This is a genomic window from Stenotrophomonas sp. STEN009, assembly GCF_056760395.1.
This window is the reverse complement of the sequence record NZ_JBRRES010000005.1, coordinates 101,703-116,310: the sequence shown is the minus strand read 5'-3', so window position 1 is coordinate 116,310 and position 14,608 is coordinate 101,703. Positions and strand designations below refer to the sequence as shown.

General features: G+C 67.1%; 10 protein-coding genes. 7 read left to right on the top strand and 3 right to left on the bottom strand.

The features are described 5' to 3' along the window. Positions 1 to 3: 3 nt before the first annotated feature. Complete coding sequence (rpsT, locus tag ACVOMM_RS03885) at positions 4 to 273, bottom strand: 30S ribosomal protein S20 (protein ID WP_005408560.1); 270 nt, start codon at positions 271 to 273, stop codon at positions 4 to 6. 117 nt (positions 274 to 390) lie between these two features. On the opposite strand from rpsT, the gene murJ reads away from it, so the two are divergent. The 7 genes from murJ to ACVOMM_RS03850 all read left to right on the top strand — a co-directional run bounded on the left by murJ (position 391) and on the right by ACVOMM_RS03850 (position 10,117). Then, positions 391 to 1,995 (top strand): murein biosynthesis integral membrane protein MurJ, encoded by a 1,605-nt coding sequence (gene murJ, locus ACVOMM_RS03880; protein WP_481525914.1) that lies wholly within the window; start codon positions 391 to 393, stop codon positions 1,993 to 1,995. A 75-nt stretch (positions 1,996 to 2,070) separates the two neighbouring features. Beyond that, positions 2,071 to 3,018 carry a bifunctional riboflavin kinase/FAD synthetase gene (locus ACVOMM_RS03875; RefSeq protein WP_053516122.1) on the top strand — a complete coding sequence of 316 codons (948 nt, stop codon included), beginning with the start codon at positions 2,071 to 2,073 and terminating at the stop codon, positions 3,016 to 3,018. Further along, entirely contained in the window at positions 3,015 to 5,846 is a 2,832-nt protein-coding gene (ileS, locus tag ACVOMM_RS03870; protein ID WP_065181117.1) for an isoleucine--tRNA ligase, read from the top strand. The genes ACVOMM_RS03875 and ileS overlap by 4 nt, the downstream gene beginning before the upstream one ends. Beyond that, positions 5,846 to 6,370, top strand: a complete 525-nt coding sequence (lspA, locus tag ACVOMM_RS03865) for a signal peptidase II (RefSeq protein WP_065174616.1) — start codon at positions 5,846 to 5,848, stop codon at positions 6,368 to 6,370. Before ileS ends, lspA begins: the two co-directional genes overlap by 1 nt. 27 nt (positions 6,371 to 6,397) lie before the next feature. Next, a complete protein-coding gene (gene ispH, locus ACVOMM_RS03860; protein ID WP_053516117.1) occupies positions 6,398 to 7,348 on the top strand; it encodes a 4-hydroxy-3-methylbut-2-enyl diphosphate reductase in 951 nt (316 codons plus the stop codon). A 223-nt stretch (positions 7,349 to 7,571) separates the two neighbouring features. After that, positions 7,572 to 9,455 carry a M61 family metallopeptidase gene (locus ACVOMM_RS03855; RefSeq protein ID WP_481525909.1) on the top strand — a complete coding sequence of 628 codons (1,884 nt, stop codon included), beginning with the start codon at positions 7,572 to 7,574 and terminating at the stop codon, positions 9,453 to 9,455. Next, positions 9,452 to 10,117, top strand: coding sequence for a lysoplasmalogenase (locus ACVOMM_RS03850; protein WP_481525908.1), 666 nt, complete (start codon positions 9,452 to 9,454; stop codon positions 10,115 to 10,117). The genes ACVOMM_RS03855 and ACVOMM_RS03850 overlap by 4 nt, the downstream gene beginning before the upstream one ends. On the opposite strand, the gene treA is transcribed toward ACVOMM_RS03850, so the two are convergent. Beyond that, on the bottom strand, positions 10,118 to 11,737 hold the full coding sequence (gene treA / locus ACVOMM_RS03845; RefSeq protein WP_481525907.1) for an alpha,alpha-trehalase TreA: 1,620 nt from the start codon (positions 11,735 to 11,737) through the stop codon (positions 10,118 to 10,120). It lies immediately after the preceding gene. A 73-nt stretch (positions 11,738 to 11,810) separates the two neighbouring features. Next, entirely contained in the window at positions 11,811 to 14,600 is a 2,790-nt protein-coding gene (locus ACVOMM_RS03840) for a TonB-dependent receptor plug domain-containing protein (protein ID WP_180875435.1), read from the bottom strand. Positions 14,601 to 14,608: the final 8 nt, after the last annotated feature.

Sequence of the window (14,608 nt, the reverse complement as noted above, 5' to 3'; positions counted from 1 at the left end):
GGATCAGGCGGCCTTGAGGGCCTTGATGCGGTCGTTCAGGCGGCTCTTGTGGCGAGCAGCCTTGTTCTTGTGGATCAGGCCACGCGCGCTGAAGCGATCCAGGATCGGCTGGGCAACGGCGAAGGCGGCTTCGGCGCCGGCGGCATCGTTGGCGTCCAGCGCCTTGATCACTTTCTTGACAGCGGTGCGCAGCATCGAGCGCTGAGCCACGTTGCGCGCGTTGCGCACGACGGTCTGCTTGGCGCGCTTCTTGGCGGACTTGATATTGGCCACGGTGGTGGTTTCCTGAAAAAATCGGTGTTATGGGAACAGCAAGCTGGCTAGTATGATGGCGCGGGAAATGTACGTCAAGTCGATTGTCAAGAGGGACGTTGAGTGAGTTCACCGAAGATGTTGCGGGGCCTGCTGTCGTTCAGCAGCATGACCATGGTCTCGCGGGTGCTCGGACTTGTCCGGGACCAGGTGATCACCACCACGTTCGGCACCAATGCGGTCACCGATGCGTTCTGGGTGGCGTTCAGGGTACCCAATTTCCTGCGTCGCCTGTTCGCCGAAGGCTCCTTCGCCACCGCCTTCGTGCCGGTGTTCACCGAGGTGAAGGAGACCCGCAGCCACACCGAACTGCGCGAACTGATGTCACGCGTGGCGGGCACCTTGGGCGGGACGCTGCTGGCGGTCACCGCGCTGGCGTTGATCTTCGCTCCCCAGCTGGCGGTGGCGTTCTCAAGTGGCGCTGATACCGACCCGGTCAAACAGACCCTGCTGGTCGATCTGTTCCGCCTGACCTTCCCGTTCCTGTTGTTCGTCTCGCTCACCGCGCTGGCCGGCGGGGCGCTGAACAGCTTCCAGCGCTTCGCGATGCCGGCGCTGACCCCGGTCATCCTCAACCTGTGCATGATCGCCGGCGCGCTGTGGTTGGCGCCGCAACTCGGCGGCACCCCGGAAAAGCAGATCCTGGCGCTGGGCTGGGCCGTGCTGGCGGCCGGTATCCTGCAGTTGCTGTTCCAGCTGCCCTCGCTCAAGGGGATCAATCTGCTGACCCTGCCGCGCTGGGGCTGGAACCACCCGGGTGTGCGCAAGGTGCTGACCCTGATGGTGCCGACCCTGTTCGGTTCCTCGGTGGCGCAGATCAACCTGCTGCTGGACACCCTGATCGCGGCCAAGCTGACGGATGGCTCGCAGTCCTGGCTGTCCCTGGCCGACCGCTTCCTGGAGTTGCCGCTGGGGGTGTTCGGCGTGGCCCTGGGCACGGTGATCCTGCCGGCGTTGGCCCGCCACCACGTCAGCACCGACCGCGAGGGCTTCTCGCGCTCGCTCGACTGGGGCCTGCGCATGACCCTGCTGATCTCGGTGCCGGCCATGCTGGGCCTGGTGCTGCTGGCTGAACCGCTGATCGCCACGCTGTTCCAGTACCGCCAGTTCACCGCCTTCGACACCCGCATGACCGCGCTGTCGGTGTATGGCCTGAGCTTCGGCCTGCCGGCCTTCGCCCTGTTGAAGGTGGTCCTGCCGGCCTTCTATGCCCGCCAGGATACCCGCACCCCGGTACGTGCCGGCGTGGCCGCGCTGGTGGCCAACATGGTGTTCAACTTCGTCCTGCTGGCCGTGCTGTATCAGGTGATGGTGCCGGACGCGCTGAAGGCGCAGGGTGTGATGACGGCCATCGGCAAGCAGCCCGGCCTGCATCTGGCGCTGGGCATTGCCAGTGCGTTGTCCAGTTACCTGAACCTGGGCCTGCTGTGGTACTGGCTGGGCAAGACCGATGTCTACCAGCGCCTGCCGGGCTGGGGCAGCTACCTCGTGCGGCTGCTGGTGGCGTGCGCGTGCATGGTCGGCGTGCTGCTGGCCCTGCTGTACTGGATGCCGGCCTTCACCGGGATGGACAAATGGCACCGGATCGGCGGCCTGATCCTGCTGGTGGGGGGCGGTGGCCTGACCTATCTGTTGGCGATGCTGGCCATGGGCTTCCGCCCGCGCGACCTGCGCGGGCATTGATCGTCGCCTGCGGCGGCTATACTTCAGGGTTACACCATTGAAGCGGCGGCCCCGGGTGGGCCGGAACGGGAGTTGATGAGCAGGCTGTTCAGAAGCGTCGAGGGCGGGGAGCTGTTCCCCAACGGAAGCGTGGTCTGCATCGGTGCATTCGACGGCCTCCATCTGGGGCATCGTGCACTGGTGCGGCATGCCGTTGCGCGCGCGCGCGCCTTGGGCGTGGCTGCGGTGGCCGTGGCGTTCGAACCGTTGCCCCGTGAGTTCTTCGCCCAGGGCACACCACCACCGCGCCTGACGCTGGCACGCAGCAAGGTCGAGATGCTGCGCGAGCTGGGGGTGGACGCGGTGGGGCTGCTGCGCTTCGATGCAGCGATGGCGGCGATGCCGGCCGAAACCTTCGTCCGCCAGCTGCTGGTGCGGCGACTGAATGCCCGCGAAGTGTGGATCGGGCCGGAGTTCTGCTTCGGCAACCGTCGCCGCGGTGATCTGGCCCTGCTGCAGAAGCTGGGTGGCGAGCTGGGCTTCAGCGCGGGCGAGATCGAGGCGGTCGACCTGCACGGCGAGCGCATTTCCAGTACCCGCATCCGCCAGCTGCTGCAGTCCGGCGATTTCGCCCGGGCCGGCGATCTGCTCGGTCGCCCTTACGCGATCAGCGGGCGCGTGGTGCGTGGTCGCCAGCTCGGCCGCACGCTGGGCTTCCCGACCGCCAACCTGCGTTTCCCCAAGACCCCGGCGTTGTCGGGCATCTACGCGACCTGGGTGCACGGTGTGTTCGACCAGCCCTGGCCGTCGGTGTCCAGCTTCGGCACGCGGCCGACGGTAGAGGGCGTGGAGCCGCTGCTGGAAGCCCACCTGTTCGATTTCCAGGGTGACCTGTACGGTCGCCACATCGACGTTGAATTCGTCGCCAAGCTGCGTGACGAAGAGAAGTTCAATGATCTGGCGGCACTGACCGACCAGATGCACCGCGACGCCGAGCAGGCGCGCGCCATCCTTTCCGAACATAGATTGCGAGCCACTGCGTGAGCCAGGACTACAAGACCACCCTGAACCTGCCAGCCACCGATTTCCCGATGCGCGGCGACCTGCCCAAGCGCGAGCCGGGCATTCTGGCGCGGTGGGAGGAGCAGGGGCTCTACCAGCAGCTGCGCGACAACGCCGCCGGCCGCCCGCTGTTCGTGCTGCACGACGGCCCGCCGTATGCCAACGGCCGCATCCACCTGGGCCACGCGGTCAACAAGATCCTGAAGGACATCATCGTCAAGTCGCGCTACCTGGCCGGTTTCGATGCGCCCTACGTGCCCGGCTGGGACTGCCACGGCCTGCCGATCGAGATCGCGGTGGAAAAGAAGTGGGGCAAGGTCGGCGTGAAGCTCGATGCGGTTGAATTCCGGCAGAAGTGCCGTGAGTTCGCCGAAGAGCAGATCGACATCCAGCGCGTGGACTTCAAGCGTCTGGGCGTGACCGGTGACTGGGACAACCCGTACAAGACCCTGAGCTTCGACTTCGAGGCCAACGAGATCCGCGCACTGGCCAAGGTGGTGGCCAATGGCCACCTGGTGCGGGGTGCCAAGCCGGTGTACTGGTGCTTCGACTGCGGTTCGGCGCTGGCCGAAGCCGAGATCGAATACCAGGAAAAGGAATCGCCGGCGATCGACGTGGCATACCCCGCGCGCGATCCGCAGGCCATCGGCCAGGCATTCGGCGTGAGCGTGCCGGCCGATGTGGACGTGGCGGTGCCGATCTGGACCACCACGCCGTGGACGCTGCCGGCGTCGCTGGCCGTGTCGCTGGGTGCGGACATCCGTTACGTGCTGGCCGAAGGTCCGGCGCACAACGGCAAGCGCCGCTGGCTGGTGCTTGCCGCTGCGCTGGCTGGACGTGCGCTGCAGCGCTACGGCGTCGAGGAGGTGGTACTGCACGGCGAAACCACGGGCGCTGCACTGGAAAACCAGCTGCTGTCGCATCCGTTCTATGCCGGGCGCGCGATCCCGCTGCTCAACGGCGACCATGTGTCCGACGAAGACGGTACCGGTGCGGTGCACACCGCTCCCGGACATGGCCAGGAAGACTACGTGGTCAGCCAGAAGTACGGCCTGCTCGACACGTACAACGCCGGCCAGGTGACGCCGATCGATGGCCGTGGCGTGTACCTGGAATCGACGCCGCCGGCCGGTGACGTGGTACTGGCCGGCCAGCACCTGTGGAAGGCGCAGGAGGCCATCATCGGCGTGCTGCGCGACAACGGCACGCTGCTGGCCTTCCACCCGATCCGCCACAGCTATCCGCACTGCTGGCGCCACAAGACGCCGGTGGTGTTCCGTGCCACCCCGCAGTGGTTCATCTCGATGGACAAGGCCAACCTGCGCAGCGATGCGCTGGCCGCGATCGACACCGTCGGCTGGTTCCCGGCCTGGGGCAAGGCGCGCATCCAGAGCATGGTCGATGGCCGTCCGGACTGGACGATCTCGCGCCAGCGCACCTGGGGCGTGCCGATCGCACTGTTCACCCATCGCCAGACCGGCGAGATCCACCCGCGCTCGGTGGAGCTGATGCAGCAGGTTGCCGACCGTGTCGAAGCCGAGGGCATCGACGTGTGGTACTCGCTGGATGCAACCGAACTGCTGGGCGCAGAAGCGGCCGACTACGAGAAGGTCACCGACATCCTCGACGTCTGGTTCGACTCGGGTGTCACCCATGAAGGCGTGCTGGCCGCGCGTGGCTTCGGCAAGCCGGCCGACCTGTACCTGGAAGGCTCGGACCAGCACCGCGGCTGGTTCCAGTCGTCGCTGCTGACCGGCGTGGCAATCGACAGGCGCGCGCCCTACAAGCAGTGCCTCACCCACGGTTTCACCGTGGACGAGCACGGTCGCAAGATGTCCAAGTCGCTGGGCAACGGCATCGAGCCGCAGGACATCATGAACAAGCTGGGCGCGGACATCCTGCGCCTGTGGATCGCCTCGGCCGACTACAGCAACGAGATGTCGCTGTCGCAGGAAATCCTCAAGCGCAATGCCGACGCCTACCGTCGCCTGCGCAACACCGCGCGCTTCCTGCTCGGCAACCTGGACGGTTTCGATCCGGCCCGGGACCTGCGCCCGCTCGACCAGATGGTCGCGCTGGACCGCTGGATCGTGCATCGCGCGTGGGAACTGCAGGAGAAGATCAAGGCGGCCTACGACGGCTACAACATGGCCGAGATCGTGCAGCTGCTGCTGAACTTCTGCAGCGTGGACCTGGGCTCGCTGTACCTGGACGTCACCAAGGACCGCCTGTACACGATGCCGACCGACTCGCACGGTCGCCGTTCGGCGCAGAGCGCGATGTATCACATCGCCGAGGCGTTCACCCGCTGGGTGGCACCGATCCTGACCTTCACCGCCGACGAGCTGTGGGGCTACCTGCCGGGCACGCGCACCGGCCACGTGCTGTTCACCACCTGGTACGAGGGCCTGGCGCCGCTGCCGGCGGATGCCCAGCTCAACGCTGCCGATTTCGACCAGCTGCTGGCCGTGCGCGAGCAGGTGGCCAAGGTGCTCGAGCCGATGCGTGCCAACGGCGCGATCGGCGCCGCCCTGGAGGCCGAGATCACCGTGGCCGCCAGCGAAGAGCAGGCGGCGCGCTGGCAGCCGCTGGCCGACGAACTGCGCTTCCTGTTCATCAGCGGTGACGTGCAGGTGCGTCCGGCAACCACCGACGAGGTGTTCGTCAGTGCCCAGCCGACCACCAAGGCCAAGTGTGTGCGCTGCTGGCATCACCGCGCCGACGTCGGCAGTCATGCCGATCACCCGGAACTGTGCGGCCGTTGCGTGAGCAACATCGACGGCGCTGGCGAAGTTCGGAGCTGGTTCTGATGAGCGCCGCCCGTCCGCATCCCAACGCTCTGGTCTGGCTGCTGCTGTCGGCGGCCATCATCGGCCTGGACCAGTGGTCCAAGGCCTGGGTCCTGTCGAGCCTGCCGGAGTTCCAGCCGGTGGTGGTCATCGATGGCTTCTGGAACTGGTATCGCACCTACAACACCGGTGCCGCATTCAGTTTCCTCAGCGACGCCGGTGGCTGGCAGAAGTATTTCTTCACGGCGCTGGCGATCGCCATCAGCGGCCTGATGGCATGGTGGCTGCGTGGCACCGCCCGTGGCAACTGGAAGGCCGCCGTTCCCTATGCGCTGATCATCGGCGGGGCGATCGGCAACGTGATCGACCGCCAGGTGCACGGTCATGTCGTCGATTTCATCCAGTGGTACGTTGGCAGCTATACCTGGCCGGCGTTCAACATCGCCGACTCGGCCATCGTGGTCGGTGCCATCGGCATCGCCCTGACCGGCCTGTTCGACGGCAGGTCCGCCAAAAAGGCGGATAATGCCACTCCGAAACCGTAAGCCGGCCGCTGCCGGGAGATTGAACTGATGGATGTGCTGCTCGCCAACCCGCGTGGTTTCTGTGCCGGTGTCGATCGTGCGATCGAGATCGTGAAGCGCGCGATCGAAACGCTCGGCGCGCCCATCTACGTCCGTCATGAGGTGGTGCACAACCGCTTCGTGGTCGATGATCTGAAGCAGCGCGGTGCGATCTTCGTCGAGGAACTGGACGAGGTGCCGGACAACAACACCGTCATCTTCAGTGCCCACGGTGTATCGCAGGCAGTGCGCCTGGAAGCGGAGCGTCGTGGCCTGAAGGTATTCGATGCTACCTGTCCGCTGGTCACCAAGGTCCACTTCGAAGTGGCGCGCCATTGCCGTGCGGGCCGCGACGTGGTGCTGATCGGCCACGCGGGCCATCCGGAAGTGGAAGGCACGATGGGGCAGTGGAACCAGGAAGCCGGTACCGGCCAGATCTACCTGGTGGAGGATGTGGAGCAGGTCGCCACGCTGCAGATCAACCAGCCCGAGAACTTCGCCTACACCACCCAGACCACGCTGTCCGTGGACGATACGCGCGGCATCATCGACGCGCTGCGCGAGCGCTTCCCGGCCATGCAGGGGCCGAAGAACGACGATATCTGCTACGCCACGCAGAACCGGCAGGACGCGGTACGTGACCTGGCCAAGCGCTGCGATCTGGTGCTGGTGGTCGGGTCCCCGAACAGCTCCAATTCCAACCGGCTGAGCGAGCTGGCACGGCGCGAAGGCGTCGAGAGCTACCTGATCGACGGCGCCCATGAGATCAACCCGGCCTGGGTGCAGGGCAAGCAGCACATCGGCGTCACCGCCGGTGCGTCGGCACCGCAGGTGCTGGTCGATGGCGTGCTTGCGCGCCTGGCCGAACTGGGCGCGGGCAGTGTGTCCGAGCTTGATGGCGAGCCGGAATCGATGGTGTTCGCGCTGCCGAAGGAACTGCGCCTGCGCCTGATCGACTGACCGGGAAAGGCCTCGTCCACGCACGGCGTGGATCTACTGAAACCGCTCTGGTGGGTGCAAAAACCGCTCTGGTGGGTGCAAACCAGCACAAGGTGGGTGCGAACCTTGGTTCGCACGCTTTTGGGCATGCGCGGATGGGCAGCCCGCCCATGACCTTTGGCCATGGGGCCGCGCACCACACAGGCCTAGCATCGGAGGATTCTCCGCTGTTGGAAGCCGCCCGATGAAGACCCGTGCCCTGGTGATGTCCGTGCTGTTCGCGCTGGCGGCCACACCCGCGCTGGCGCAGAGCCCGCCGCCGGCCGATGCCGCTGCGCACGGCCTGCTGCGCATCGACGTGGACGCGCGCGATCTGGCCCGGCGCATCTTCAAGGTGACCGCCACCGTGCCGGCAAAACCCGGCCCGATGACCCTGCTGTACCCGCAGTGGATTCCCGGCAACCATTCGCCCACCGGCCCGATCGACAAGCTCGCTGGCCTGCGCGTCACGGCCAATGGCAAGCCGCTGGCCTGGCAGCGCGACCAGTACAACGTCTATGCGTTCAAGGTCGATGTGCCGGAGGGCGTCAGCGAGATCGTGGCGCAGTTCGATTTCCTGTCCTCGCAGGGCGGCAACCAGGGCCGCGTGGTGATGACGCCGGAAATGCTCAACCTGCAGTGGAACGCCAACGCGCTGTATCCGGCCGGAGTTGATGCACGCCATCTGCAGGCCCAGGCCAGCGTGACCCTGCCGAAGGGCTGGAGCTATGCCACCGCGCTCGAAACAGTCCGGCGCGACGGTGACACGGTGGTGTTCAAGCCGATCACTTTCGACCATCTGGTCGATTCGCCGCTGTTCGCCGGTGAGCATTACCAGCGCATCGATCTGGACCCGGGCGCCAAGGCGCCGGTGCACCTGAACGTGTTCGCCGATGAAGCGAAGTCGCTGAAGCCGACCGAGGCACAGATCAAGGCGCACCGCGCCCTGGTGCAGCAGGCTGACCGCTTGTACGGCGCGCGCCACTACGACCATTACGAGTTCCTGCTGGCATTGACCGACCGTCTGGGCGGCATCGGGCTGGAGCATCATCGCTCCAGCGAGAACAGCGCTGCGCCGGGCTACTTCACCGAGTGGGATGACTCGGCTTGGATGCGTGACCTGCTGCCGCACGAGTACACGCATTCCTGGAACGGCAAGTATCGCCGTGGCGCGGACCTGGCAACCGACAACTTCAACGTTCCGATGGGTGACAGCCTGCTGTGGGTGTACGAAGGCCAGACCCAGTTCTGGGGCCAGGTGCTGGCCGCCCGCTCGGGGTTGTGGTCCACCGATCAGGCGCGCGACATGCTGGCCAATGTTGCGGCGACCTATGATCGCGGTCGCCCGGGACTGGCCTGGCGGCCACTGCAGGACACCACCAACGACCCGACCATCGCCCAGCGGCGCACACTGCCGTATCGCAATTACCAGATGAGCGAGGACTACTACTCCGGCGGCCAGATGCTGTGGCTGGAAGTGGAGGGCAGGCTGCGCGCGCTGACCGGAAACCGGCGCAGCCTGGATGATTTTGCCCGTGCCTTCTTTGGCGTAGGCAACGGTGACTGGGACGTCAATCCGTATACGTTCGACGACGTGGTGGCGACCTTGAACGCCATTGCTCCGTACGACTGGGCCGGCTTCCTGCGGCAGCGCCTGGACGGCCACGGATCGCTGACCGGCGGTCTGGAACTGGCCGGCTGGAAGCTGGTCTACCGCGACGCGCCGAACGATGCCTACAAGGCACAGGAAAAACGCGCCAAGGCGGCGCTGCTGGCGTACTCGCTCGGTGCGACGGTGATGGACAGCGGTGTGGTCGGCGACGTGATCTGGGACAGTCCCGCCTTCAACGCAGGCCTGGCGCCGGGCATGAAGGTGATCGCCATCGGTGACCGCGAGTACAGCAGCGAGCGGTTGAAGGACGCGGTTGCCGTTGCCGCCACCAACAAGGCGCCGATCACGCTGCTGGTCAAGCAGTTCGACCGCATCGTGCCGATCCGGATCGACTATCACGGTGGCCTGCAGTATCCGGTGCTGGAGCGCATTCCCGGCCGCCCGGATCAGCTGGCCGAGCTGTGGAAGCCGCGATGAGACCACGCCTGGGCGGCAGTGCGGTCCTGCTGCTGGCGGTGCTGGCCATCGTCGGTGCATTCCTGCCCGGCGAAGGCCGCTGGCTGCACTGGCTGGCAAAGCCGGCAGCGACCCTGCTGATCGCGGCGATGGTATGGCAGGTGCGTCCTGCTGGATCGCCATCGTACCGGCGCGCGGTGCTGGCGGGCATGCTGCTCTCGTGCGCAGGCGACATCGCGCTCATGCTGCCGATGGATGCCTTCGTCCCCGGCCTGCTGGCGTTCCTGCTGGCCCACCTCTGCTACATCGTCGCCTTCCGCGATGGTCTGCGCGCGGGTCGCGGCCTGGTCGCCGCAGGGGGACTTCTGGGTGTGTTCGCCGCGCTCAACGTGTCCGGTCTATGGCCGCATCTGCCGGCGCCGATGCGCATCCCTGTGCTGGCCTATGTGGTGGTACTGGCGTGCATGGCGATCCTGGCGCTGGCACGGCAGTGGACCCGCCCGCGACCGGACGCTGTCGAAGCGGGCAGTGCGCGCTGGGCGGCAGCCGGCGCCCTGCTGTTCGTCGCCAGCGATTCACTGCTGGCCTGGGACCGCTTCGCCGGTGGCCTGCCGCTGGCAAGCCTGCTGGTGCTGTCCACCTACTACGCGGCGCAGTACGCAATCGCACGATCAGTGCGCTAGCTACTCGACGTCGCCCGCGTTCTCGCAGGTCTGCTGCCGCGGGCACAGGCGATCCAGCAGTGCCAGTGTCACCCCGTTGCTCCAGCCGAAGCCATCCTGCAGCGGATACTCGCCGCCACCCCCTCCGCCCGCGGAGCCATCGACCACGTACTTCTCCACCAGCTTGCCTTGCCGATCGTAGACGGACTGCACGGTGCGCAGGAAGCGCACTCCCAGCTGCCGCGCCAGGCGCTCCTGACCGTAGTGCTGCAGGCCATCGACGGCCACCCACTGCAGCGGTGCCCACCCGTTCGGCGCGTCCCACTGCTGGCCGCTGACGAGGGTGGTGGTCAGCAGGCCGCCCTCACGCATCAATTGTGCTTCGGCTGCGTCGGCGCTGCGTCGCGCCTGCTCATCGGTGGCGATCTTCAACCACAACGGATACAGCGCGGCAGCGGTCAGGGCAGGGCGCAGCTGTCCGCTGCGCAGATCATGATCGGCATACCAGCCCTGCGCCGCATCCCACAGCAGGCGATTGATGGCCGTGCGTCGGGCCTCGGCCCGGGCCGAGTAGTCGCGGGCCGATGCGCGGTCGCCGGCCACGCGGCTGGCCCGGGCCATGGTCTGCTCGAGGTGGTACAGCAGACTGTTCAGGTCGACTGGAACGATCGACGTGGTCTGGATGCTGGACAGTGCACTGGGGTCGTCCATCCATCGCGAGCTGAAATCCCAGCCGGATTCGGCGCCGGCGCGAAGGTCGCGGTACACCTGCGAGGGTGCCCGCTGCGGTGCCTGTGCCGCCGTCGCCAGATCGTCCGTCCACGATTCGCTACGCGGCACCGCGCGAGCATCCCAGTAGCGGTTGAGCAGGTCGCCATTGGGCATGCGCACCACGCGCTCGCGTGCCTGGCCGGGCGCAAGGCCATCGGCGCCCCGCATCCAGAAGTCGTGCTCGGTGCGCAGCTGTGTCAGATAGCGGCGGTACGCCTGATCGCCTTCGTGCGCGGCCAGCAGGGTCACCATCAGACTGAAGAACGGCGGCTGCGAGCGGCTCAGGTAGTAACTGCGGTTGCCGTTGGGAATGTGCCCGTACTGGTCGAGCTGCCACGCGAAGTTGTCGACCATCGCGCGGACCTGGGGCCAGCGGCCACTGGAGGCCAGTCCCAGCATCGTGAAGTAGCTGTCCCAGTAATACACCTCGCGGAAGCGTCCACCGGGCACCACATACGCGTGCGGCAGCGGCAGCAGCGAGCCATGGGGATCGACCGCCGTGGACTGCCGGGTCAGCACGGGCCACAGGCTTTCGATATGCGCGCGCAGGCTCTGGCCGGCGGGTGAGACGTAGGGCGCAGGTCCACCGGGCAGGTCGAAGGCCCTGTCGACGAAGGCCTGCAGCGTGTAGCCAGGCTCTCGCTGCGCGCGCTGCCAGTCAGCCAGCAGTGCAGCCGGCGACTGCCGCGGCACAGCATCGGCAAAGGTCTTCTGGTCGGGGAACAGATGTGCGCGCTGGACCTGCTGGAAAAGCGGCTGCCAGGCCTGGTCCGGTGGCGCAGGGGTCGAAGCGGGCGAGTCGGCGCATGCCGCGCCGGCACTGAGCAACAGGGCCAGTACGCAGACGACCGGGCGGATCGAAGGACGCATGACGTACCTCACGGTGGGCGTGCGCCCACCCTAGCGTGCCGCCCGTGTCACCCGCGTGTGGATGCCAGCGGCCTCAACGGAACTGCAGGGTCAGCAGGAAATAGCGGCCCAGCGGATCATCCAAACCCGGCAACTGTCCGCCGTTGCCGACCAGATAGTTCACCGGCTGCCGGTCAAGCACGTTGTGCACGTCCAGCGCGGCGATCACCCGCGGCCCCAACCTGCGCGCCATGTGCAGGTTCCAGCGCAGCTGCCGTGGATTCATGCAATGGTTCATCTCGCGCTGGTCATCGGGGCATTCCGCACCGGGCAGCCAGGCGCGCGTGCGTCCCACCTGGTTGCCGCGCAATGCCACGTCCCATGCCGTGTTCTGCCATTGCACGGTGAGGATCGCGGCCATTGCCGGCGTGGCATGGCCGCGAAGATCCACGCTGCCATCCTGCCCTCGTTCGCGGCGCAGCGCCTGCTGTTTCAGCGCGTCCAGTGAGAAAAGCCACTGGCCGGTGTCATCGGTGTCGACGCGGTATTCGCCGCGCATCACCCAATTGCGCGACGTCGTGCGGCCGATGTTGTCGAAGGACAGGCGAAGACTGCTCAGCCGCCCTTCGTCATCCAGCTCCCACGTGCTGCGGTTCCATGCCGCGTCGGTGGGCCGCAGGGCAAGGATCTCGTTGCGCAGCTCGACGATGTTGTGGGTCAGTGACAGCGAGAACACGTCGTTGGGCGTCCACGTGGCTGCCAGCGAATGGCTGCGTGAACGCTCTGCCTTCAGCGCGTCGTTCTCGGCGACCTCCACGTTGACCAGGCAGCTGCCGTCGATCGCGGGCTGTGCGCAGGGCGGCAGGCCCGGCGAGGCCGGCAGCGCGACCAGGCCGAAGTAGCCAGGGGGGCGTCGCTGCTCGAACAGGCTGGGCGCACGGTAGCCTTGTCCGCTGGTCAGCAGGAACGACCAGTGGGGCGTTGGACTCCAACGCAGTCCCGCGCGTGGTGAGAACGCCAGGTAATCGCCATCGCGGTCCCAGCGTGCGGCCACGTCCATGCGCAGCGAGCGGCTGAGCGGCAGGCCGACCTCGGCATAGGTGGCTCCGCTGCGACGTGACAGGCGTCGCTGCTGCTGGGGCAGGCCCAGTGCCAGATCGCCCTGGATCAACAACGGATCGGGTAACGAGGCCCATGCTTCGTAGCGCAGATCGACGCCGGTGGCCAGCTGGGCCGGCCCTCCGGGCAACTGCATCAGTTGCCGCTGCATGCCCCACCAGCCCTGCCACTGGTCAGTGCGTCCACGATTGCGGATCGAGGGGAACAGCTGTTGCGCTTTGTCCGCACGCAGCGAGGTGAAGCCGGGAAGGTAGTCCAGTGTCTCGGCGGCGTGCAGCAGCGGTTCGGTGCGCACGGTGCCCGGCGTGACCAGGGTGACCTGGCTGCGTTGCGCGCTGATGCCCGCATCCCAGCTGCGTGACTGCTGCTCGCGACCGATACCCAGGGTGATGTCGGCATCGCTGGCGCGCACGTGCGGGCGCACGCTTCCGGCCTCGCGCAGGACGCTGTTGAACGTGATGCCGTACAGGCCGATGGCAACGGCGGTCGGCCCCAGGTCGAAACGCTGCCGATTGTGACTGCCACGTGCTTCCAGATAGGCGTAGCGTCCTTCGCCACGCTCGTGCCGGTAACGCAGGTAGGCCGAGGCAGTATCCGACGCGGGCTGCAGCGAGCGCGGCCGCGCGCTGTCGAACCAGCAGCCATCCTCACGCTGCATCAAGGGACCTTCGCAGAGTTCGGCGGGGATGTACGCGCCGTCGTAGAACGCGCCGATCTGATACAACGACGTTTCCGCATGCCACGCACGGCGATCGCCGGCCACGTGCTCGATGCGATGCAGGTCCAGGCCGGCGAACCAGCGGTCCCCACCTTCGCGTACGCCGCCGTTGGCGATCTGCAGGCGATTCTGCTGCGCGTCGCCGCGGCTGCTGATGCCCGATTGCACCGTCGCCTCCGGGCCTTCGGCCTGTTCGCGCAGGATGATGTTGACCACGCCGGACATCGCGTCGGCACCATAGATGGCCGACGCGCCTCCGCGCACCAGCTCGATGCGTTCGATGAAACTCAGGGGAATGCCGCCCAGATCGGTGAGCCCGCCCTGTTCCAGCGACACCATCGGATAGCGTGGCAACCGCCGGCCGTTGACCAGGAACAGGGTCGCACGCGGCCCCATGCCATCCAGGCTGGTGGTGGCTGCAGCGCCCACCGGCAGATACTGCGAATCGCCGCCGCGCGACGTGGTCATCGCCGGGTGGCCGTTCATGCCGGGAAGGTGTCGCAACAGGTCGAACAGGCTGCCGTAACCACTGCGCAGGATGTCTTCGCGATCGATGATCGTCATCGGCAGCGTCGTCTGCACGGAGGTGCGCGGCAGGCGGCTGCCGGTGACGTGTACCGGTGCCAGTTCCACCTGCGCGGGGGCCAGTGCGACGGGCGGCGGCGGCTTGGGCGACGTCACGGTCGGGGCACGTGCAGGGGGCGCGGCAGAAGCAGCGACGCGGCGGATGACGAACGCCCCCGAGGGTGTGCGCAGGATGTTCACCGGCATCCCGGAGACCAGCTGCTTGAGAGCGATCGCCGGTGCCTGTCGGCCGTCGGCGCCGGGGGTGTGCAGGCCCGTCAGCTCGCGGGCGTCGAATACCAGGGCGATGCCGCTCTGGCGTGCCCATTGCTGCAGTGCCGGTGCCAGCGGGCCGGGTGCGATGTGGTAGTCGACATTGGCGGGTTGCTGGCCGGCGTGGGCCGGCGCGGCGCTGGCAGCGCCGAACATGACCCACAGCAGCCCCCGGAGCAGCCCCCACTGCAGCGCGCCCGGTCCTGCCATCACCGCCT